This window comes from Gilliamella sp. Pas-s25 (assembly GCF_009795885.1).
Classification (GTDB): Bacteria; Pseudomonadota; Gammaproteobacteria; order Enterobacterales; family Orbaceae; genus Gilliamella.
The window spans coordinates 95,324-117,701 of record NZ_WTEV01000002.1 but is presented as its reverse complement, the minus strand read 5'-3'; the positions used below and the strand labels follow the sequence as shown (position 1 = coordinate 117,701).

Here is a 22,378-nt window from a genome sequence, read left to right as displayed (position 1 = left end):
CGTCATTAGACGGTTTTTTTATGGCTAAAACAAAATGATATTAACAGTAAATGGTAGAAATACTTATCCCACTAATATTCAAAATAAGTTATATCGTGCGCTAATAATTTCGCTATTCACATGGCGACGAAAAAACACCAGTGACGATTCATATCATCCATACGGTTGGTGGGGCGATTCATACCCTAGTATAGCAAATGACAAAATTGGGTCACGCCTTTATTTATTGGCTCGCTCAAAATTAACTAATCAAACAGCTAACTTTGCAAAAATTTACATAAAAGAAGCGGTTCAATGGATGATTGATGATGGGCTGGCATCACGTATTGATGTTTCAGTAAAGCGAACCGATTTAACCGTTTTAGTTGCTACTATCAATATTTACAAAAAAGATGGTAGCAATGAAGAATTTAGGTTTGACAACTTATGGAGTGATATTAATGTCTAGTGGATTTTCAAGACCAACATTACCGGATTTAATCACAACTATACGCAATGATTTATATGCGCGCCTAGCTGTCGATGATGAATTAATTTCATTACGCCGTAATGACCCGGAAGTATACGGGCGAGTTATAGCGGGGGCCACACATGTATTATTGGGTTATATTGAAAATATGGCCAAAAATATTTTGCCCGATCAGGCCGATGAAGATTGGTTAACTCGGCATGGAAATATGAAGCGTTGCTATAGAAAACAACCAACACCAGCAGTTGGTTATATTCGATTTGATGAAGTGGCTGATGGCATTGTTATTAATAAAGACCAAAAGGTCAGGCGCCAAGTTGATCAGTGTATGTATACAGTTACTCAAACGACAACATCAGCAAATAATATTTTAAGAGTGCCTGTAGTATGTGACGAGGTAGGTAAAAAAGGGAATTGTGATGATGGTACCAGTATGTCACTGATCACCCCTGTTACTGGTCTATCATCAACTTGTTTTGCTGATTCTATTGAGTCAGGTGCTGATATTGAGGACTTAGAATCTTTTAGAAAACGAGTTATCGATAGATGGTATTACACACCCCAAAGCGGAGCCGATCAAGATTATGTACAGTGGGCGAAAGAAGTACCTGGAGTTACAAGAGCTTGGTGTTATCGTCACTGGGCGGGAACTGGTAGCGTTGGCATATTGGTTGCTAATAATGATCCAGTTAACCCAGTTTTAGACAATACAACAATTCAAAATGTCAAAAAACATATAGAGCCATTGGCTCCTGTGGCTGGCTCAATGTTAATTGTCTTTTCACCGATACCTAGACCGATTAATTTTAAGCTCATGGTGACTCCAGATAATCCCGAAATTCGTTATCAAATTGAATTAGAACTAAAGTCATTTTTATTGAGAGAAGGTACGCCTCAAACAACATTATTCAAATCTCGCATAAGTGAAGTAATTAGTAAATCATTCGGCGAATATTCTCATGAATTACTCTACCCAGATAACGATATTTTTATTGAGAAAAATCAGGTGGCTGTGTTCGGAGGTATTGAATGGATATAGAAAAACAATACCAACGCATGGTTGGCAATTTATTGCCTTACGGCCCCGCGTGGGATAAAACAGAGCCAATTCTTTTATCACTTGCATTAACACTATCAAAAACACATCTTCGTGTTGATGATTTAATGCGAGAGATAGATCCACGTACTACAAACGAACTTATCGATAGATATGAGCAAATATGTGGTTTACCTGATAGTTGCTATTCAGAAGAATCTCAGACGTTAACAACTCGCCGAAATCGGCTAGATTCTAAACTAAATCTAGCTGGTGGAATAAACAAAGATTTTTATCTACAAACACTAGCAATTAATGGTTATCCAGATGCAACTATCACTAACTATAACAATGATGTTTTTACATGTGAATCATCATGCGAAGACTATTTATATGATGAAGAATGGCGTTATTACTGGGTCGTGAATATTCCAGCAGGTCGTCATATAACAGAAATGACATGCGAAGATAGTTGTAATTCATACTTGAGAAAATGGGGCAATAAACAAATTGAATGCATAATTGAAAAATTATGCGCATCACATACTTATGTAATTTTTAAATACGGAGTAATCAATGCATAGAATTGACACACCAACTGCACAAAAAGATAAATTTGGTCAGGGGAAAAACGGCTTTACCCGTGGGAATCCACAAACCGGTACACTAGCAACACAACTTGATTATTTATATTTTGATGCACTGCAAGAAGAAATAGCCAACGTTATCGAATCAGTGGGCATTACACTAAATAAAGAGAAACATGATCAGCTTAAATTAGCTATTTTACAGTATGTAGAAACCGGTAAAATTAAACTTAGTTCATCGGTTAATAGTGAATCAGAAACAACCGCGGCGACATCGCTAGCAGTCAAAAAAGCGTACGATCTAGCTAGTTTAATTAACAATACATTTAAGCCATTAGATTTTGAATCTGTAATATTTTCACCAGATAAGATGTTTCATCTCGTCGTAAGAAATGATGGTGTTTTGGGTTTTTATAATTCAAAAAAAAATAAATTGGTTTGGTCTGTTAGTCCGGACGGTGGGTTAAATAATGGTTATGTAAATGTAGATAGAATTCCTGGTTTGAATGATTTTATAAATCAAACGAATAACAATATAACGAATACTAATAATAATCTGATAAATACTAATAATAGAATTAACGAGACTAATGATAGTTTAAATAAAATTACAGATAAATTTCAACCACTTGATTTTGAATCTGTCATTTTTTCACCCAGCAAACAATATCACGCAACCGTGCGGGATGACGGGATTTTTGGGTTTTATGATCATCAATCACCAAATAGTGATTTAAGTTGGTGTGTTGGTCGTGATGGTGGGCTTATCCATGGTTATGTTAATGTTGATAAGATCAGAGGCTTAGAAGACTTTGTTAACAGTTTTATCCCTGTAGGTGTTCCTTTGCCGTGGCCAACTCTCACACCGCCACCAAACTTTTTAATTTGCAATGGATGGCAATTTGACAAATCGCTTTACCCGCGTCTTGCAGCAGCATATCCATCAGGCTATTTACCAGAAATGCGTGCAAGCACGATTCGAGGGTTAGATGCTGGACGTGGTATAGACGTTGATCGCGTTATTCTGAGCGAACAAGGCGATGCAATGAGAAACTTAACTGGGACGTTTGGTTTTGAATCAAACATTGGGGGAAACACCGGTGGAGCTAATATCAGTGGTGTTTTTTACTCAGTACAAGATTCACGTAAACATGCAACAGGGGGCACTGCAGAAGGAAATTCACTAATAGCACTTGATGCATCAAGACAGGTGCCAGTTGCTCATGAGTTTCGAGTTCGTAGTACAGCATATTTATATATAGTTCGCGCCGCATAATTTAATAATTTAAGGAGTATTATTTATGAAATATCAATTACAACCAATCTTTGCTGAATTTAATTCAGACGGTTTTGTTACAAATGCTGGGTATGCGTTAGTGTATAACACAAATACAGAGACAGGAGAATTTGTTAGCGCGACATACGAATATCTCGCAGTCGGTCTTGGTATACCTCCTCATGTTTGCTTAGATGCTCCGAACGATGTTGGTGAAGAGTACGCAATTGTACGGAAGGGTGATAAATGGACATATTTAGCAGATCATCGAGGTAAATCAATCTATTCAACAAAAACCGGTGAAGAATTAACAATGACAATCATCGGCGATATTCCAGATGGTTTTACATTATTAAAACCTACATCTGAATTTGATTCATGGAATGGCAAAAAATGGGTACTTGATAAAGAAAAACAGCATCAGCACTATGTAGCTGTAGCAACAGCACAAAAAAAACAGCTATTAAGCGAAGCTACTACGCAGATTAATTATTTACAAGATGCAATTGATACGGACATTGCAACTGATGAAGAAAAATCATTGCATGCAGTATGGAAAAAATACAGGGTTCTACTAAATCGTATTGATGTCGATGCTGCACCGAAAATTGAATGGCCGGAAAAACCAGAGTAATCAAAACACACTATCAATCTTCAACTTACAATACTCAACAGCGTCATGTAGCATCACAAAATCGGCGATATCGTATATTGTTTTCTGCGTTTGATAGAATACATAATTGTGTTCGTCGTCGCTGTTGATAATGTAGCATATCACCCGATATATCATTTCGTAATCTTAGGGCGTCATGCGTATGTAAATTGGTAGTGTGTAGTTTATTGTTATCATGATGAGCAAAAGTGAATTTTTAAAATTATTTTATGTTGAATTTTTTGGATGTGAACTGTTGAGATGAAGCCATAAAATACACTGGAAAAAATGCACGTGCATTTCACGTGCATTTTTATGTCCTGATATAGTCTATTTTAAGTCAGTTTTATGTATAAAAAGACAGTGATTTTATTTTATAAGATATTGATTTTATTGATTGTTTTATTTTGGTAAGTGGTGGAGCTGGCGGGAGTTGAACCCGCGTCCGAAATCTCTACATCCTCGGTACTACATGCGTAGTTTGTTTTTGAATTTCATCTACCCGCTGCGAACAAACACGCCACTGATAAACTAGCTTGATTAAATTTAATGCTTCCGCCCCAAGCAAGGCTTCCACACGATCTCGTTTGGGTTTGACTCCTCTTGATCCCCGTCCTACGAGCGGAGGCTAGGGAGAGAAGGCTCTATACAGGTTATTAAGCTGCTAGTGCGTAGTTTTCGTCGTTTGCGACTATTTTTTTGCGGTTTATTTACGAGGCCTACCGCACCTCGGCATGCACCTTGGGTTTCGCAAATCCCGTCGAATCCAGAATCAGCCCCAATTGTGAATTGTACCTAAGCACAATATCAGGGCATTATAGGTGAATTCAAGATGGAATACAAGTTAGGCAAGAACTGAGTTAGCCCGATTTTTGAGCGGAGTATATCGCGATCGTTTTAGGATTGCTATTTAATCAAAATTTACCAATTTTAATTTTGTAAAAAAGTTTCAGGTAACTATGTGTTTCAGTATAAAAATAAAGTTTGTAACAGTTAAATTAGGTTTCGGAATTAATCGCGTTATTTACTGTAATTTGAGAAACGAATGTTATAAGTTATAAATAGATATAAAAAACAAAACTAACGTCAAATCACAGACAAGCGATATAGCGTTTATATCATAAAGAAAAATAACCGCCACAATGTTTTAGTCGTTTGACCATATATAACACGCTAAAAAGCCTGATTTCAGGCTATATTTTTGTAAAAAATATTCAGGATTCTATACCGTTTCGTGAACCATTGAGACTTTGCAGTATTTATTAGATCGTGTGATAACCGTGGTATTAATCAAACATTCATAAAATCCACCAGCCAATAAATGAATGGCAAGTTGGAAGCGATAGAGACTTTAGTGAATATGTGATATTTGCTTTTTAGGCTAAATTTTTTGTAAAAAATATTCAGGATTCTATACCGTTTTATGGTTATTTGAGAATTTTCAATCTCTATTTATTAAATTGTGTGATAACCGTGGTATCAATCAAATATTCATAAAACCTGTCTGCTAATAAATGAATAGGCAAGCTGAAAGCGATAGGTGCTTTAGTGAAGATGTGAGGTTTGCTTTTCAGGTTATATTTTTTTGTAAAAAATATTCAGGATTCTATACCGTTTCGTGATCCATTGAGATTTTGCAGTATTTATTAGATCGTGTAATAACCATGGTATCAATCAAACATTCATAAAACCTGCCAGCTAACAAATGAATGGGCAAATCGAAAGTGATAGGGATTTTTATGGTGATGTGGCATAACCACATTTTTTACAAATTAGGTATATAACACGCTAATTATTTTGTATTTTGATGAAGGTGAATGAGCAAGTTTTATAATATTTATAACTATTTTTAAATATTTTTTAAAATAATTGTTATTTAAAATCAATGTATTAATTGTTATTTGGTTAAAAGTTAAAAAATATATGAAATTAAATTGAACTTTTTGCCGTTTAATCTGTCTATATTAACAGATTACGTTTTTCATTTTTTGCCTTCCACTCGAATATTCGAGTGGATTTTTTTTGTCTTATATTTTCCCCTCTAAAGCAATTTATTAAATCCTTTATTTATTATTAACAGTTGGCGCTAGTTTTTTTATTATTTTTGCTAGAAACAATTTGCGCTTATATAGGCAGAAAGATAGTATTGCTAAAATTTTGGTTATTTAAATAGCGCCTTTTTATTCGTTATCAAGCCTTTTCAAAAAATTGTTTAAAACTATTTTGAGTATCATTATTTTTAATAATAGCTTAGGCAATAATTTGTGCTTGGGTTGCGAAATCGTTATGTGAGCAGAGAGAATTATTATGTTATTTTCAAACAGGACACAAGGACACTTAATTGCACTTATGACAGTGTTTCTTTGGGGAACAACATTTATTGCAACTAAAATATTATTAATTGATTTTAAACCGGTTGAGATCTTGTTTTTTCGATTTGGACTTGGTTATCTAACTCTTTGGATCTTAGCACCACGTTTTTTTGCATGGCAGGGTTTTAAAAAAGAGGTTATGTTTTTGTGTGCTGGGCTGTGTGGTGTTACTTGTTATTTTTTGTGCGAAAATATTGCATTAACCTATACAACAGCGTCTAACGTTGGGGTTATTACTACTTTAGCACCAATATTTACTGCGATATTATCGATATTCTTTTTAAAGATCGAAACGCCGCCGAAGCGTTTTTATATTGGTTGTTTATTTGCCGTTGTTGGTGTTGGGATCATTAGCTTTAATGGCAAGTTTGTTCTTTCGCTCAATCCACTTGGTGATCTGCTAACTATGTTAGCTTGTTTGTTTTGGGCTTGCTATTCAATTTTGGTAAAAAAGAGTAGTAATTATGGTTACAATACAATTTTATTAACAAGAAGATTCTTTTTTTATGGTCTGATGTTGATGTTGCCTGTATTGCCTTTCTTCGATTTTGAATGGCATTTGTCTCGTTTTACCGATCCTGTAAATCTACTCAATATTTTGTTTTTGGGTGTTGGCGCTTCGGCCATTTGTTTTGCATCTTGGAATTATGCCGTTAAATTAGTAGGAGCAGTTAAGATTAGTATTTATTTATATTTGGTTCCGATTCTTACTATTATCGCTGCCGTTGTGATTTTGCATGAGCCGTTTACTTGGATTGCCGCTATTGGGACATTGTTTACGCTTTGTGGCGTGTTATTATCAGAAGGCAAAATCAGCGTAAAAAGAAAATAAGCCGTTTTTGCTAAATTGAATATGAACAGGCGCATTAGCGCCTGTTTAATCATTTTGTAAAACATTTTGGTATTATGAATCGAATTATTGCATTCTTTTATCAATGGCATCCATGATAATTTTACCCAAATGTTCATAATTTTCATCGAAATGGTGTCCACCGGGTAATTTAAATGTTTCTCCTTTCATTTCTGGTTGTAAGCATCCAGTATCATTTATTTCTTCTTCACCATAAATACAAAATAGTTTGCTGGCAGGAATGTTATTGACTTCTGGAGCTGTTTTCATTTCATTACCCGATTGACCAAGCCAACCACTGATTTCAATTTCAAAATTAGCATTTTTTGAAAATGCGATCATCACAATGGCTTGAACGCTATTTTGATCTGCGCTTGATAAACGATTGTAAAGTGCAGGTAAGATATCTCCGCCAAATGAATACCCGGCAAGCACAAAACGGGTTGTTCCCCATTTTTCACGATATTGTTGCATTAAGTAAGCAAGATCTTTTGCACTACGTTCAACAGAACGATGTTGCCAAAATAGTTTTAATGCATCAACCCCCACTACCGAATAACCGTGCGAAGCCATATACTCGGCTGATACCTTATCTAAATCACGCCAGCCACCATCACCCGAATAATAAAGCGTAACCATATTAGGGTGAACTTCTTTGCTAGTTGCGGGTAATTCAATAACAGGTAGCTGTTCATGTTTGCCAAATAATATCGACGCAAGGTGTATAGTCAGTAGTTCCACTGGTGAAGCCTGATATTCTCCAATTGCCGTTGTAACAGCGATTTTTTTTTGCTCACGAGGAAATACAGCCACTTCTTCTTCGGGAGGATTATTCCAAATTACTTGCCATGCCCCGTGGTTTGCTTGTGTTGGTAGTGGATCATCACAATCTTTATGATCGAGTATGAATTCAATTGATAGTGCTTTAGCATCATCACTTTGTTGTTCGGCTAACCAACGGTATGCAAAAGCAGCCCCTTCTTGCATACCTGCGACAGCAAAATTAGACTCGTCTAACACTTTTACGGCTTGTTTAAACCGATTTTTTTGTTCGGCACAGCTTGCCTGTGGCTTTAATTCAAACTGAACCAGTTTTGCGCCCGTTTTTTCTGATAAGTTTAATAGTTGTTGTTCTGTAAAATGATTATCTTTGGTGGCCACAATAACAGCAGCTGCTTCAGCAGTTTGTTTAGGACTTGCCGATATAATAGACAGATCATTGTTGATAGTGATGACGTTTACTGATGCACTGCTTTGGTTTTTTATCAGATACCAACCAACCAAGCCCAGCAAGGTTATGAGGAGCATGATAATTAAAAATAAAATACAACGTATGATTTTTTTCATATTATGGATTCTTATTCTTTTTTAGACCCGTTATGCCGCCTGAAATAAGCATGGTTGTGTCAATGATTGCAACTAAAGGATCCAGTCCAGCAGGCACTGCCATATAACGGGGTTCCCAATGCGTTGCAAACTTTTCTTTAAAGCGACGTAGGCCTTGGAAATTATAAAAACGCCCACCACGGCGAAAAACTAATGCACCTAGTCTTTGAATCATGGGAGCACCTCGGCGCCTTTGCATGCCAGCAAGGGGTACCATGCCTAGGCTAAAATATTTATATCCTTTTTCTTGATAATGTAAAATTAATCCAACCATTAAAAATTCCATGGTTAATTTAGGTATATCTTGCACCACTCGCATTAAATCAATACTCGCTGAATGGTGTTGCTTGGTTTCTAACAGATTGACAAAAGCAATAATGCGATCTTCATAGGTAATGGCCGCGATGGTGAAATTATCCAAATATTGTTTAGAAAACGATCCTAATGAGAACCCTTTTTCTTTCGAATGTTTGTTTTTTAGCCATGCATCAGAGACGGCTTTTAATTCATCGATCGGTGCTGCTCCTGGTGGATAAAACTTTAGCGAAAGTCCATCACGTTGCCCTCGGTTCCAAGTATAGCGAAGATCTTTATAATCTTTTGACGCCAAATCAAATATTTTTAAATTGACTAAGGCTTCTTCACCTAATTTAACGGTACGTAAACCAATATCCATATAAAAAGGTAAATTTGCTGCTTTGACTTGATAAAAAACAGGGCGAAGATTATGTTGATCACAAAGATCACGAAAAGCCCAAATTAAATCAGCACGATCAGCATTATCGCCAATGGGGTCATAAAGTGCAATCATACTTCGCCCACGCCTTGCGTACATAATAAATGAGGTTTCGGCCTCATTAAACAGTAATGACTTATCTCCAGTCATAGCAAGCCCGCCTTCAGGCTGTTTGGAATCTAGCATAATTTGGTAAGCCTTGCTAAGCTGTGCTTTGTTGGGTTTAGTTAAAATAGGTAATGCTGGGCGAAAAATCCAAAATAGCATCACACAACTTAATAAAATAAAGCTGCCCAAGGCGGCACGTAATGCTTGTGGCACTTTGCTGTCTAATTCAAATTGCCACCATAAAGCATGACTATAAGGTACATCTTGGTAGATAAATAAAATCACCCATACAAACAGTGCGATCATACCAAAACAGATGGCAAAAAATTTAAAAGAAAAAGGAATGATCATCAAGCGGCTTTTTCGATAAAAAGAGTGCCTAAAATTGATTAATAAGAGGGCAATGCTTAATAATATGGTAGCTTCGATCCAATGTAATCCCCGTAATAAGGAAAGCACACTTCCTATTATTAATAATATGACCGCACCCCACCAAGCCGAAAAGAGCCGACGACGTAATCCCATTGCGAGCAATAAACATAAAATACCGATTAAACTCGCAATTAAATGGGCAATGTTGATCACTTTTTTGGGAATCAATGTGTTAACTAAGTCATGATTAAAACCGGGTAATACGCTTGAAAACATCATGACAACACCTGCGAAAAACACGGTAGAGGCCATGACCAACGCAGCAATACCTGTTTCGGTCTGTTTTACCTGTGGTGCAGTTAAATAGTGCTTGCCTTCATTAACCAGTAATAAGATCCCTGCGGGAATAAGTGGGATTAAAATATAAATAGTTCGATAAATAACAAGCGCAACGGTTAATGGTGCAGCGCCAATTTCTGATGATAATGCCGCTAACATAATTGCTTCAAAAACACCGACCCCTCCAGGGACATGGCTTAGTACGCCAGCAACTAAAGCTAAAATGTAAACCATAATAAAAATGATGAAATTAGGCTGTGTTGGTAATAAAAAGTAGAGAATAGCACCAGCTAAAATAGCATCAAATAACGTGATAATAAGCTGACAGATTGCTAAGCGGATGCTTGGTAAGCGAATTGTCCAGCGGAATAGTTGAAATAGCCTTGTGTCTTTATTGGGTTTTTCGGGTAATTGGTGTCGATACAAAAAAACAAAAACTAAGGCATAAACACAAAATATCGATATTGCGGTTAACCATATGCCATTTTTTGACATATGAAGCGCTAGCATTGTTTGTTGTGTGTGGATTAATGCGGCAATTGTTGCAAATAAAGGTAATGAACAACCTAATGATAACGTCACAAAAAGTGACATTCTGGCCACATCTATGGCGGTTAAGCCTTGTTTAAAATAAAGGCGGCATCGCACAGCTCCCCCAGATAAAACAGACAAACCTATAGCATTACCAATTGCAGAGGCACAAATTGCGCCAAGAATTAACATTGATGCTTTTAATTTGACTCCCGCATAACGGGCTGCTGACCATTCATAACAAATCAACATAAAATAACTACCAACAGCCGATAAGCAAGAAAATAAAATTGCGTTAATTGGAAGATCTCGAAAGGCTTGTTTTAAATCTCTCAGATTAATTTCTTTTAATAGATTCCAACAAATCATTAATGCAATAAAAAAGATAGATAGCCCTAGTAATAAAGCTAGACGTTGGCGGTATCGAGTGAAGCGTTCAATGAACTGCCATGGCAAAACCTTGCGTACTAATGTTTTCACTAGGTGAACTCCAAAATTTGCTTTCATGATGCCTGAGATCTGCGCATTCTACCTTTCCAATCTACTGAAAACAATCGAAAGAAAATAAAGAAACAATAAAAAAACATTAATTACTGAAATTTTACTATTAACGGCGGTGTATTTATTTTAGCCATATAAGATTAAGTTACCATAGAAAGCGCATTTAACTTGCTAATATTATGTTTAGGCGGTAGGAATATGCTTTTTTACATGTGATAGATAATCATTTTATTGAAAATCTTCTGTTAAAAAACAGTATTTTATATTATAATGGTATTGACTTAATTTTTAATTTATGAAATTAGATCTTTTTGTTGAAAATGTATTTGCAAAAATAAAACATTACCATGCAAGTGTTACACGATATGATAAGTTGGCAATAAACTATGCTAGCTGCGTTGTAGTATAGCGTTTGTATGATGTGGATATCAATGTAAAGGAACATCATCATGAAGTTAAAGGAGCAACGAGTTAGAATAAAAAAGAAGAGCAAAAGTTGGTTAGTTAAGCAGTTGGCATTAAGTTACTTTCGGTCTTTTTATCTGTGTCGATTATGTTCCTGTAGTGATTTACCGTTGATATTGCAAAAAAAGGTCATTACTTTTAAATCCATTTTATTTTTGTATTGTTGTATAGGCATTAATCATCCTTTATTTGCTCAGTTACCTAATGTTGAACCCGCAAAAACCGCAAAAGCAATACAGGGTTCGGCGCCTTATTTAACGTTTGATGGTGGGCAAACCCAATCATGGGATACGGATAGATTTTTAGATATCGAGCTACCTGATGGTCAGGTGCTAACCCAAAAAAACAATCCCTCATCTAAAGCCAATCCGCTACCATTGTCACGTGATGGCTTAAAACTTAGTGATATTAAAACGCTCATTCCAACGGGTCAAAATACTATTTCAATGACCGATTTACTGAATAATAATGGTTTTTGGGCCGATAAAGATGGTGATGGTGATATTACCGCAACAGGGAATTTAACCATTATTGGTCGAGATGCCAATGGTGCCGAAATGGGATTAGATGATACCTTTCAGGATTGCAATGCGCCATATAGTGTAACAATGCAGAGTGATCATAGTATTTTATCAACGGCTTATGGCTACCCAAATTCCACTCGGATAGGGGCTAATAGCGCCACCTATTACTTAAATCCTCCTAAAGGCGCTTGTACTTATTCTGCCAAGCCCAACTTGTCTTTAAGTAATAGTCGCGGTAATTGGGGTGGGTCGAATTATTCAGGACCACCGAGCGAATGGGACGATGCAAAAGGCTTTAAACGTCAAGATTTAAATAATCCGGCATCAAACTTTCCAACCATGGGGGCATATGGGCTATTTTTTACCATGGATATGGTTGATAGCTTAGGTAGTGAGATGACGTTTGACAAGTCACCAGCAACATCGGGTATTGATTTAACTATAACGGGCAATGGCAGTATTGCCAAGATTCGATTAGTCGGACCCAAAGAGGGGGCTAGCGCCGCCGAAGCAGCAACCGCACTGCCGACGACCTTTTTCTTATATTCCGATAAAGCCAAAACTAATAAAGTATATAGTTTTACCATTAAAAAATGGTTTATCGCAAGAAAGGATTATAGTGGTAGCAATCGTAGTTATGCTCAAGCTGAACAATACTGTAATCAGTTAGGCTATCAAATACCTACAGTTGATCAACTGACTAATGCTAATTCTCGAGAGTGGAATCAAGGTTTAGCAGGTCAGAGAAATAATTATCAACGCCGTATTGGTGGGGGATTATTGGCAGAATGGGGAGAAATTTATGAGTCTGCTAACAGCTACCCTGGTAGTAATTTCAAAAGTAATGAGGTTTATTGGACTAAAAATACATATCAAGGCACTAAACCTTATAATCTTTTAATATACAGCAATATGGGGTCGGTTGGCTATTGGGCGTCTGGAAATACAGTTTGTGTTAATTAAATAAGCGATATAACATTATGAATAATAAAACAAATAAACATAAGCAGGGTGTGATTCAAGCCATACAAGCTTTTGTTAAACAAAAATTGGCTAATGATTTTTCCGGTCATGATATGGCGCATATTGAGCGCGTGGTGAGATTGGCCGAGCAGATTTTAAAGCATGAGCCAAAAGCGAATGGCTTTATTGTGATTGTTAGTGCTTATTTACATGACGTGATTGATGAAAAAGTGGTTGCAGATGTGAATCAAGCTGTTATGGAGTTGCGTGATTATTTAATATTACAGGCGTTAACTGATAGCGAAATTAAAATGATCTTTGACATTATTGAAAATATGTCATATCGAAAAAATCTTAATCAGAAAAAAACATTATCATTAGAAGGGCAAATTGTGCAAGATGCTGATCGGTTAGATGCATTGGGGGCAATTGGTATTGCTCGCACCTTCTATTATGGTGGCAATAAACATCATATTATGTACGATCCTGATATTTCACCACGAGCTGCATTGAATGAAGATAATTATAAACAAGGCAATACCGTCATTAATCATTTTTATGAAAAGCTTTTTTTGCTTAAAGATAAGATGAATACCCCAATAGCTAAAAAGCTCGCTGAGCAACGGCATCATTTTTTGGTTCAGTTTGTAAATCAGTTTGAAAAAGAGTGGTTAGGTAAGGATTAATTACTCGCTGTTTTATTTTTTATAAACGGTAAAGTATGGGCAATGTTTTTAGCGACTGCAAAACGGATTTTAAACTCTCTGGTGCAACGCGCGCTTACTTAAGCGCGCTGTTTACAATTAAAACGGTATTGGTGCACCAACAAGCCACAGCACAATAGGTAATGTGATTAAGCTTAATAATGTACTAACTAAGGTTGCACTTGATACCAGTTCTGGATGAGTATCAAACTGTACTGACATGAGTGTTGTATTGGCGGCACTCGGCATGGCAGCTAATACGATTAATATTTGCTTATAAATCGGCAAAATAGGCATAAAATAGACCATGCCAAATGCGACTAGCGGTGAAATAATCATTCGGGTTAGTAATGAAAATGAAAGTTTAGGATAATCCAGTTGTTGGATCTTGATTTTGGCTAATTGCATTCCCAAAATAATCATAATGACAACGATTGAACAATCACCAATCATGCCAATGGATGTCATTATGGATTTGGACAAAGGAATATGGCACAACTGAAAAAGCATACCTAATAAAGCGCCATAAGCTACAGGCATGCGGATAACTTTATTGATGACATCTTTTTGACTGACAATATCACTACGGGCACTGCCTTTTGCTGCATAATAGATGCCAACTGTGCTCATTACAAATTGTTGCAATACCATCATAATCACGCCAAGGTCAAATCCTACTGTGCCAAAAAAGACTAACAGTACCGGAGTCCCATAATTACCATTATTCATAAAACATGAACTTAAAATCATGGCACAGCGCTCTTTGGCTGAATATTTCATCATCATAGACCAAGTGGAGATGATAATGACTAATGAAAAACAGAGACCAAAAATATAACAGATATAAAATAAATAATCAGCCGTTAACGTATGCGTATAAAATGTTTTAAATGCCAAAAATGGGGATAGTACATAAAGTGACATTTTTGATAGATTAGCAACATCAAAATTTAAGGCTTTTTGTGCGATAAACCCGACAATAAAAATAGCAAAAATGGGAAACAAAATAATAAAAAATTGCATAAGCGATGTCTTTAATTTGATTAATTAGTTCATTGAATCAATGGTAGTTACAATCAATTCTCGTAATTGATTACAGGTAGTGTCATCCAGTGCATTGTTGTATTTATCTGTTAAGATAAATAAATCTTCAATATGTTCACCAATAGTGGCAATTTTAGCACTCCGTAATGATAAATCTAAATTAGCAAATATCTCGCCGACACAAGCAAGTAAGCCAGGCATGTCTAATGCAATGAGCTCCATATACGTTTGCCTTTCATTGAAAGCGGATAAAAAATTGACTTGTGTTGGTACAGAAAAAGATTGCAATCTTTTCTTTGGTGGTTTAATTGTCACTCCTTGATAAACGGGGTGGTGTAGTGCTTTTTCCAGTGCTTTTATAATACCTTGGTGCCGATCTTCTTGCACTGTTTGCCCATTTGGCTCAAGTACAATAAATGTATCAAGGGCAAATCCTTTTTTATTGGTAATAATGAGTGCATCGTGAATAGTTAAATTATGCATACTGAGTGTATTACAAACAGTTGCAAATAGATAAGGTCTATCAGGCGAATAAATAAAAATCTCACTGCCACCATGATATGGATTTGGATTGATTAACACTAAGGTTTGCGTTAAATCATGATGTAATAAATTTTGAGCATGTATAACAATTTGTTCCGTTGTATACCGCAGAAAGTAGTCAACGCGGCAGTCTTGCCAAAGATTCTTGATTTGCCATTCATCGTAATTTTGTTTGAGTAAAGTCGCGAGTGCTTCTTGTTTGTGTTGCCTTGCAATACTTCGTTGCTCTGGAATTTGGTGGATACCTGAATCAAAAGATCGCATTGCGGTAAAATAAAGTTCACGCATTAAGCTTTGCTTCCAGCTATTCCAAAGCGTTTCATTGGTTGCACAAACATCGGCAATAGTTAAACAGAGTAAATACTGTAAGCGGCGCTTACTTTTTACTTGTTGAATAAATTCTCGAATCACTGCAGGATCTTGCAAATCGCGACTTTGTGCGGTTACCGACATCAGTAAGTGATAGCGTACTAACCAAATAATTAAATCGGTATCTTTGGCATCTAGCTGGTGTAATTGACAAAATTTTTCAACGAGCTGTGCGCCTATTTCAGAATGATCACCATGTCGTCCTTTACCAATATCATGAAATAAACCCGTGATAATAAGTAGTTCAGGTTTGGATAATTTCGCAAATACGGTCGAACTATTAGGATGCTTTTGTTTGCCGCTATCTGTTTTTAGGTTATCTAATTCAATTAGCAACCGAATGGTATGTTCATCAACGGTATAAGCATGAAAAAGATCAAATTGCATCATGCCAGCGATATGCTTCCAGTCTGGAATATATGCGGCTAATATGCCATATTGATGCATGGGTAAAATGGCTTTTTTTATTGCATCAGGGTGTTTGATAATCTTCATAAAAATTTGCCGAGATTTAGGATCTTCACATAGCAAAGCTTTTAATTTTCTTCTTGCTGAACGTAACTGCCTAATGGTGTTTGAATAAAGCCCTGTAATTTGTGGATTAAGCAAAATGGTATAAAAAAGCTGCATAATCATGACAGGATCTTTTTTAAAGAGGTTATCATCTTTTATATCAATTAAACTTTCTCTAATTTGGAAATATTCATCAATATCATAAGGTTTATTTTTGGAGTTATACTCAAGTATCGATTCATAAAAAAGTTGTAATAACATCTGATTGAGTTCAGTAATATTGTGAGCAACACGGTAATAGTCGTGCATCATTTTTTCTACTGGTGTGTTACCTTCCCCTTTGTAACCTAACAGATTGGCAATGCTAAGCTGCCTATCAAAAAGCAAGCGGTTATCATAACGAGCGATCACGCAGTGCAATGCAAAACGCATTCGCCATAAAAATTTACGACACGTTTTGAAGTCTTCAATATCCTCAGGAGTTAAATAATTGAAGTCAGCCATTTTTTGTAAAAATTCACCACCAAAATGGCGAATGGCGATCCATTGGATTATTTGCATATCGCGCAATCCGCCTGGGCTATTTTTCAAATCAGGCTCTAGATTATAAGAGGTACTGTGATACTGCTGGTGGCGATCTTGTTGTTCTTTAATTTTTGCTTTATAAAAAGCACGAGAAGGCCATATTTTTTTGCTAAAAATTTGCTTACGTAGTTCATCTAGCAGTAATTGATTGCCTGAAATAAGTCGCGATTCAATCAAATTGGTCATTATGGTGATGTCATTTTTTGCTTCTTGCAGGCAAATTCTTAATGTTCTAACACTGTGTCCTATATCTAAATGTAAATCCCATAACAAGCGAACCAAATCACCGATCTGTTTTTCAATCTCTTTAGTCAATGGGTAGTCACTTAGAATCAAAATATCGATATCTGACAATGGATGTAATTCAGCTCGACCATAGCCCCCAACGGCAACCAAAGCGATGCGATTGCGTTTAAAGAAAGAAGAAACATGTTTAGGAATTTGGTAAAAATACCATAAACGTTGAAGTAAACGATCAATAAATTGGCTGCGCAAATGCACTAATATATCAATATCTGTTTGTTGCTTGAATTGAGCCATTGACCATTGCTGAAATTCATCAAGTTGCTGTTTAAGGTAGCTAACATTTATCTGATCATCACTAAAATCAAGGGGGGAGATAGGGTAAGATAAGTGCGTTTGCTTCATAGTAACAACATTAAAATAGAGAAAATATTAAACAATATCCTTACCCGATTTCACGTTGCTGTCAAGCAGCAGTTTGTTATCATTAACAATGACGTTGATTAACGCACCTTATTTAAATTATTTAGAGGCCACTCCATAGCATAGTGATTTAACTTGAATGCCTGCGCTTGCTTTTTTATATTGATACAGTTTGGTGCTTTATCATGGTTTTCTCGTTTACCCCCTTCTGTTTTTATAATAGCGAATTGCTACTTTTGAATTGCAATAGTTTAAGGGAGAGCTACATCATTGTCCCTATGATGAGCAATATCATGGATATTATTTGGTATCAAATCCATTCGTTTCTTTTATCCTAATTTCCTACAATTGATGCTATCAAATTAGTGTTGATTTAATTCTGGCAATAGCAAATTAACAATATTTCTAAAAGTTTGCTGATCACATCATGATGGGGGATGAAATGGGAAATGAATCTAACGACCAAATGTTTTTTGAAGATTTGATTCTTTTAGATAAAGACTTTCAAAATACAAATCAATTTTTCGATTTTACTTTTCCTATTTTAAAAAGTGGTGGTTATGTGAATCATTCCTTTTTAGATGCAATTAAACAACGAGAGTCTTCATTTCCTACCGCATTACCCACCGAGCCTTATGTGGTTGCGATGCCACATACTGATGTCGAACATGTTATTAGACCGTTTATCTTTTTTACTCGAGCCAAAGGAACTATTCCATGGCGTGAAATGGCAAATAATGACCATGTATTAAAGGCTAATTTTGTGTTTTTGCTAGGGTTTAACCAAAAAGATGGACATATTGATTTATTGCAAAAATTGATGTCCTGCTTTGTGAATTCGCGTTTTTTAGAAGAACTTTATCACGCAAAAACTGAACATGAAATTTTTACACTATTGACATCCAATATCAATTTATAAGGAGGCATTATGAAAAAAGTTATTGTTGCATGTGGCAGCGGAGTGGCCACATCACAAACCGTCGCCAGCAAGGTTACTCGTTTATTAAAAGAACGAAATCTTGATGAGATAAAAGTAGAAGTTGTAGATCTGAAATCTGTCGATACTCACATTAAAAATAGTGCTGCTTATATAGCGATAACTAAAATTGAAAAACAGTACCCTATTCCTGTCATCAATGGTATTGCGTTTCTAACAGGAATAAATATGGAAGCGGAGCTACAAAAAATTATTGATGCCTGTAAATAGGAGTACAAATATGGAATTTCTAGGAACAATTATAAATTATATTTTGAATTTAGGTGCGCCAGTTTTTGTACCATTCATTATGCTAATTGCCGGTTTAATTGTACGCATGAAATTTAGAGATGGCGCTTCAGCCGCCATTACGCTAGGTGTGGCATTTGTTGGTATGAGTATGTTGATTGGCTTTATGGTTGGTGCTGTTGGCTTAGCTGCGCAAACTATGATGGAGCGAACAGGGATTGAATTGAGTATTATCGATGGCGGTTGGACAACTATGGCGAATGTATCTTGGGCTTGGCCATATGCTTTTCTTATGTTTCCTTTGCAAGTGGGGGTCAATATTTTAATGTTGGTATTAAAAAAGACTGATACCTTTAATGCAGACTTATGGAATGTGTGGGGAAAAATTTTTACCGCATTTATTGTGGTTGCCGTCGCTACCCCAATTTTAGGTGCTGTTGCGGCTTTGCCTCTTGCCTTTGTTATTGCTACTTTGCAGATCATATTAGAGCTTAATTCGGGGGATATTAACCAACATCGAATTGAAAAACTCACAGGTATTCCGGGGGTTACTTGTACTCATAGAATGTTGTTTTTCAGTGCGATTTATTATCCTTTTGATCTTCTTCTTCGCAAAATACCTATTTTAAATAAACCAATGGACGCAGCAACATTACGTTCCAAAATTGGTATATTTGCTGAAAATCATGTGATTGGTTTTTTATTAGGTGTGATTTTCGGGATCATTGCTGGTTATGATGTTGCCGCTATCTTAATGCTAGGTGTACAAGCCGCTACTGCGCTTATGTTATTCCCAATGATCTCTAAGTTATTTATGCAGGCATTATCGCCAATTTCTGAAGCAATTAGTGATTATATGAATAAACGATTTGCTGGGCGTAAATTATTTGTTGGTTTGGACTGGCCATTTATGGGTGGTTCGAGCGAGATTTGGTTTACAGTAATTGTTGCTATTCCTTTTACCTTAATTTGGGCTGTTATTTTACCAGGTAACAAACTTCTCCCTTTTGCTGGCATTATCAATTTGGCTCTTATTGTTCCTGCATATATTTTAACTAAAGGAAACACATTAAGAATGGTGATTTTAGCCATTATTGGTGTGCCATTTTTCTTATTTGTTGGAACTCAATTTGCACCGATTATTACCGATTTAGGATTAACAACTAAGGCTATTGATATTCCAGACCATCAGTTAATTTCAAATAGTTCTATCGATGCACCTATTTTTACTTATGCATTTTCATTTATTTGGCAATGCATGCAAGGCTATTTTGTACCGTTGTTTTTCGCTATTTATTGGTGTACGGGATATTTCTTTTATGCTCGTGAACTGCGTAAAGAGACCATGCAGGATATAGCGGAAAAAAATAATGAATAAATGAGTTATAAAGTATTCGTTGAACATCTTTTGCCGTAAATCTGATGGTAATGTTAATTACCATCAGACAACGAACAATAAGGTAATTATTATATGGTTGTCGATAAGCGAATTCATGCTGTTTTAAAAGCATTAATTCATAATCCAAATATGAGTGGCGTTAAGCTTCAATCTGAATTTGGGTTAACTCGTAAACAGCTTAGTTATACCATTAAGAAAATTAATGACTTTCTTGAATCATCTAATCTTGAATTAATTAAACGATTTAAAACAGGTAAGTTTAGTGTTCCTAAATTAGTGATCGAAACCTTTAGGGATGAGCCTGTATCGCTTGCTATTGGACGTTATATTTATTCTGAAGATGAACGAGTTCATTTACTACTCTTTTTTCTGTTAATTAGAACGGAAAGGATGTCGTTAATACATCTTTCTTCTTCGCTTACTGTCAGTCAAAACACCGTTATCAATGATATAAAAAAAGTACAAGCAATGATTGTTCAATATCATTTACAAATCAACTATGACCGCGAGAATGGTTATCGTATTATCGGTAATGAAATTGACAAACGTTATTTGTTGCTAAAATTAATTCGTCGAATTATTAGTATGCCAATAGCTGACAAAATTTTTAGAGAAAATGAGATTATTACCCAAGGTCGTTTAGAACAAGTAGGGCAGGTTTTTTGTGAAATAGAAAAGAAATTAAAAATTGTTTTTACTGATGAACAGTTGCAAGAGCTGACTTACTTTATTTGTTTTATGTTACAGCGCATAGAAACCGATAAAAAAATTGAGCATTTGCCTGAAAATTATACTGAAGTTGCAAATAGTCGTGATTTTCAATTATTGAAAAAGCTCATTGAAAAATTTGGTATCACTGATCTTAATGAGCAAATTTTTTTAATGGTATTAGTACAAAGCTCTAATATACAAACGCTATCCGATAAATATTTCCATTTAGATGCGGTGCTATTAGAAAGTGTCGTTGAGGTTATTGCTAATTTTGAACAGATTAGTTGTATCACCTTTAAAGATAAGAGCGAACTGATTGAACGTATTTATCAGCATTGGAAACCTGCTTATTATCGTATTCGATATCATATTTCTAATATCAACAGTGTATATGACATCGTATTGCAAGAATTTGGTCACTTACATGAAATGGTACGAAAAGCAATTTCCCCTTTTGAAAAAATATTGCATTGTAATATGCCAGATGAAGAAGTCGCTTTTATTACGGTACTATTGGGCGGTTGGTTAACTCGAGAAGGTTTGATTAATCGAATTAAAACAAAGAAGATCGCTATTTTTGTTTGTGAAAATAGTGCAACTGTCTCAACTTATCTTTACCTGACTTTACAAGTATTGCTGCCAGAATTACATTTTTCTGATGCCATGTCTAAACGTGAGTTTGAAAAATATCATCACTATTACGATATTGTTTTTTCTACCTCACATTTATCTACCGATAAATTATTATTTATTGTTAATCCTTCACTGAATAATTTTCATAAAAATGCTTTTCGTCATCAAGTGATTGGTACTTTACAAGGTATTGATCCTAGCATTATTCAAATTGATGAGCTGATGTTAATTATTGAAAAATATAGCAATATCAAAGATCAAAAAGCGCTGCAAAAGGAGTTAACTGCATATCTTTATAACGATGAAATGAATGATAACCCCGTATTAATAACACAACAAGAAATTCCTTCATTAGCCGACTTAATGCAAAAAGAACATATCAACATTATAGAAAAAGTGAATATAGCATGGGAGGATGCATTGGCATTAGCCGCCCAACCATTGTTACACAACCAATCCATAGAAAGTTGTTATCTTGAAAGAATGGTTAACAAAATCCAACTTGAACAACCTTACATTATGCTGGTCGATGGGTTAATTATTGCCCATGCTGGTATTGATGACGGTGTAAATAAAGTCGCTATGTCTTTACTTAAACTATCTGAAAGAATCACTATTTGTGGTTATATGCAAGCTGATTTAATTGTTGTTTTAGCAACAAATAATCCACAAAAACACCTTAAAGCACTTGCCCAATTAAATGAATTACTAGAATTTCACGAAGGCGCAACTCGCATACGAAATGCCAAAAATAGCAATGAAATTTGGGAATTGTTTGCCAATTATCAATGAATATCTTATCAAAATAGGAGCTATAAA

At 35.6% G+C, this 22,378-nt stretch carries 16 protein-coding genes, 1 other RNA gene and 1 pseudogene; 13 read left to right on the top strand and 5 right to left on the bottom strand.

What is annotated here, in order from left to right:
* Window positions 1–34 precede the first annotated feature (34 nt).
* Genes GQ593_RS01530 through GQ593_RS01510 form a run of 5 tightly spaced genes read left to right on the top strand, consistent with a single transcriptional unit; the run spans window position 35 to window position 4,002 of the window.
* Window positions 35–448, top strand: coding sequence for a phage GP46 family protein (locus GQ593_RS01530; protein ID WP_160430309.1), 414 nt, complete (start codon window positions 35–37; stop codon window positions 446–448).
* The gene (locus tag GQ593_RS01525) at window positions 441–1,508 is read left to right on the top strand and encodes a baseplate J/gp47 family protein (protein ID WP_202115330.1); all 1,068 of its coding nucleotides are present in this window, start codon (window positions 441–443) and stop codon (window positions 1,506–1,508) included. Before GQ593_RS01530 ends, GQ593_RS01525 begins: the two co-directional genes overlap by 8 nt.
* On the top strand, window positions 1,499–2,089 hold the full coding sequence (locus GQ593_RS01520) for a YmfQ family protein (RefSeq protein ID WP_160430307.1): 591 nt from the start codon (window positions 1,499–1,501) through the stop codon (window positions 2,087–2,089). Before GQ593_RS01525 ends, GQ593_RS01520 begins: the two co-directional genes overlap by 10 nt.
* Complete coding sequence (locus GQ593_RS01515; RefSeq protein WP_160430306.1) at window positions 2,082–3,368, top strand: tail fiber protein; 1,287 nt, start codon at window positions 2,082–2,084, stop codon at window positions 3,366–3,368. The genes GQ593_RS01520 and GQ593_RS01515 overlap by 8 nt, the downstream gene beginning before the upstream one ends.
* Window positions 3,369–3,393: 25 nt before the next feature.
* Window positions 3,394–4,002 carry a tail fiber assembly protein gene (locus GQ593_RS01510; RefSeq protein ID WP_160430305.1) on the top strand — a complete coding sequence of 203 codons (609 nt, stop codon included), beginning with the start codon at window positions 3,394–3,396 and terminating at the stop codon, window positions 4,000–4,002.
* A gap of 433 nt (window positions 4,003–4,435) precedes the next feature.
* Here the strand turns inward: GQ593_RS01510 and ssrA are convergent.
* Window positions 4,436–4,800: a transfer-messenger RNA gene (gene ssrA / locus GQ593_RS01505) on the bottom strand.
* Between the two features lie 1,527 nt (window positions 4,801–6,327).
* Between ssrA and GQ593_RS01500 the strand changes: the two genes are divergently transcribed.
* Complete coding sequence (locus GQ593_RS01500; RefSeq protein ID WP_160430304.1) at window positions 6,328–7,224, top strand: DMT family transporter; 897 nt, start codon at window positions 6,328–6,330, stop codon at window positions 7,222–7,224.
* Between the two features lie 84 nt (window positions 7,225–7,308).
* Here the strand turns inward: GQ593_RS01500 and GQ593_RS01495 are convergent, their stop codons facing one another.
* Together GQ593_RS01495 and mprF are read right to left on the bottom strand one after the other, a co-directional pair.
* Window positions 7,309–8,589 (bottom strand): virulence factor family protein, encoded by a 1,281-nt coding sequence (locus GQ593_RS01495; RefSeq protein ID WP_160430303.1) that lies wholly within the window; start codon window positions 8,587–8,589, stop codon window positions 7,309–7,311.
* Between the two features lies 1 nt (window position 8,590).
* A complete protein-coding gene (gene mprF, locus GQ593_RS01490; RefSeq protein WP_202115329.1) occupies window positions 8,591–11,194 on the bottom strand; it encodes a bifunctional lysylphosphatidylglycerol flippase/synthetase MprF in 2,604 nt (867 codons plus the stop codon).
* A 334-nt stretch (window positions 11,195–11,528) separates the two neighbouring features.
* On the opposite strand from mprF, the pseudogene GQ593_RS14115 reads away from it, so the two are divergent.
* The 3 genes and pseudogenes from GQ593_RS14115 to GQ593_RS01480 form a co-directional block, all read left to right on the top strand.
* Window positions 11,529–11,624 (top strand): annotated as a pseudogene (locus GQ593_RS14115) (IS5/IS1182 family transposase); the annotation flags it as partial.
* A 40-nt stretch (window positions 11,625–11,664) separates the two neighbouring features.
* Window positions 11,665–13,167 carry a hypothetical protein gene (locus GQ593_RS01485; RefSeq protein ID WP_160430301.1) on the top strand — a complete coding sequence of 501 codons (1,503 nt, stop codon included), beginning with the start codon at window positions 11,665–11,667 and terminating at the stop codon, window positions 13,165–13,167.
* Window positions 13,168–13,184: 17 nt separating this feature from the next.
* Window positions 13,185–13,853, top strand: a complete 669-nt coding sequence (locus tag GQ593_RS01480; protein ID WP_160430300.1) for an HD domain-containing protein — start codon at window positions 13,185–13,187, stop codon at window positions 13,851–13,853.
* A 117-nt stretch (window positions 13,854–13,970) separates the two neighbouring features.
* Here the strand turns inward: GQ593_RS01480 and GQ593_RS01475 are convergent, their stop codons facing one another.
* Both GQ593_RS01475 and glnD read right to left on the bottom strand, forming a co-directional pair.
* Window positions 13,971–14,894, bottom strand: coding sequence for an AEC family transporter (locus tag GQ593_RS01475; RefSeq protein WP_160430299.1), 924 nt, complete (start codon window positions 14,892–14,894; stop codon window positions 13,971–13,973).
* Between the two features lie 24 nt (window positions 14,895–14,918).
* A complete protein-coding gene (gene glnD / locus GQ593_RS01470; protein ID WP_160430298.1) occupies window positions 14,919–17,573 on the bottom strand; it encodes a bifunctional uridylyltransferase/uridylyl-removing protein GlnD in 2,655 nt (884 codons plus the stop codon).
* Window positions 17,574–18,033: 460 nt separating this feature from the next.
* Between glnD and GQ593_RS01465 the strand changes: the two genes are divergently transcribed.
* From GQ593_RS01465 to GQ593_RS01450, 4 genes are all read left to right on the top strand, one after another.
* The gene (locus GQ593_RS01465) at window positions 18,034–18,510 is read left to right on the top strand and encodes a PTS sugar transporter subunit IIA (RefSeq protein ID WP_160430297.1); all 477 of its coding nucleotides are present in this window, start codon (window positions 18,034–18,036) and stop codon (window positions 18,508–18,510) included.
* Between the two features lie 9 nt (window positions 18,511–18,519).
* A complete protein-coding gene (locus GQ593_RS01460) occupies window positions 18,520–18,798 on the top strand; it encodes a PTS sugar transporter subunit IIB (RefSeq protein ID WP_065566501.1) in 279 nt (92 codons plus the stop codon).
* 10 nt (window positions 18,799–18,808) lie between these two features.
* Complete coding sequence (locus GQ593_RS01455) at window positions 18,809–20,194, top strand: PTS galactitol transporter subunit IIC (protein ID WP_160402809.1); 1,386 nt, start codon at window positions 18,809–18,811, stop codon at window positions 20,192–20,194.
* 93 nt (window positions 20,195–20,287) lie between these two features.
* Window positions 20,288–22,351 (top strand): BglG family transcription antiterminator, encoded by a 2,064-nt coding sequence (locus tag GQ593_RS01450; protein WP_160430296.1) that lies wholly within the window; start codon window positions 20,288–20,290, stop codon window positions 22,349–22,351.
* Window positions 22,352–22,378 lie beyond the last annotated feature (27 nt).

Coding starts and splice junctions, on each gene's coding strand:
- GQ593_RS01530 (WP_160430309.1), top strand. CDS start 35: ATGATATTAACAGTAAATGGTAGAAATACTTATCCCACTAATATTCAA.
- GQ593_RS01525 (WP_202115330.1), top strand. CDS start 441: ATGTCTAGTGGATTTTCAAGACCAACATTACCGGATTTAATCACAACT.
- GQ593_RS01520 (WP_160430307.1), top strand. CDS start 1,499: ATGGATATAGAAAAACAATACCAACGCATGGTTGGCAATTTATTGCCT.
- GQ593_RS01515 (WP_160430306.1), top strand. CDS start 2,082: ATGCATAGAATTGACACACCAACTGCACAAAAAGATAAATTTGGTCAG.
- GQ593_RS01510 (WP_160430305.1), top strand. CDS start 3,394: ATGAAATATCAATTACAACCAATCTTTGCTGAATTTAATTCAGACGGT.
- GQ593_RS01500 (WP_160430304.1), top strand. CDS start 6,328: ATGTTATTTTCAAACAGGACACAAGGACACTTAATTGCACTTATGACA.
- GQ593_RS01495 (WP_160430303.1), bottom strand. CDS start 8,589: ATGAAAAAAATCATACGTTGTATTTTATTTTTAATTATCATGCTCCTC.
- GQ593_RS01485 (WP_160430301.1), top strand. CDS start 11,665: ATGAAGTTAAAGGAGCAACGAGTTAGAATAAAAAAGAAGAGCAAAAGT.
- GQ593_RS01480 (WP_160430300.1), top strand. CDS start 13,185: ATGAATAATAAAACAAATAAACATAAGCAGGGTGTGATTCAAGCCATA.
- GQ593_RS01475 (WP_160430299.1), bottom strand. CDS start 14,894: ATGCAATTTTTTATTATTTTGTTTCCCATTTTTGCTATTTTTATTGTC.
- glnD (WP_160430298.1), bottom strand. CDS start 17,573: ATGAAGCAAACGCACTTATCTTACCCTATCTCCCCCCTTGATTTTAGT.
- GQ593_RS01465 (WP_160430297.1), top strand. CDS start 18,034: ATGGGAAATGAATCTAACGACCAAATGTTTTTTGAAGATTTGATTCTT.
- GQ593_RS01460 (WP_065566501.1), top strand. CDS start 18,520: ATGAAAAAAGTTATTGTTGCATGTGGCAGCGGAGTGGCCACATCACAA.
- GQ593_RS01455 (WP_160402809.1), top strand. CDS start 18,809: ATGGAATTTCTAGGAACAATTATAAATTATATTTTGAATTTAGGTGCG.
- GQ593_RS01450 (WP_160430296.1), top strand. CDS start 20,288: ATGGTTGTCGATAAGCGAATTCATGCTGTTTTAAAAGCATTAATTCAT.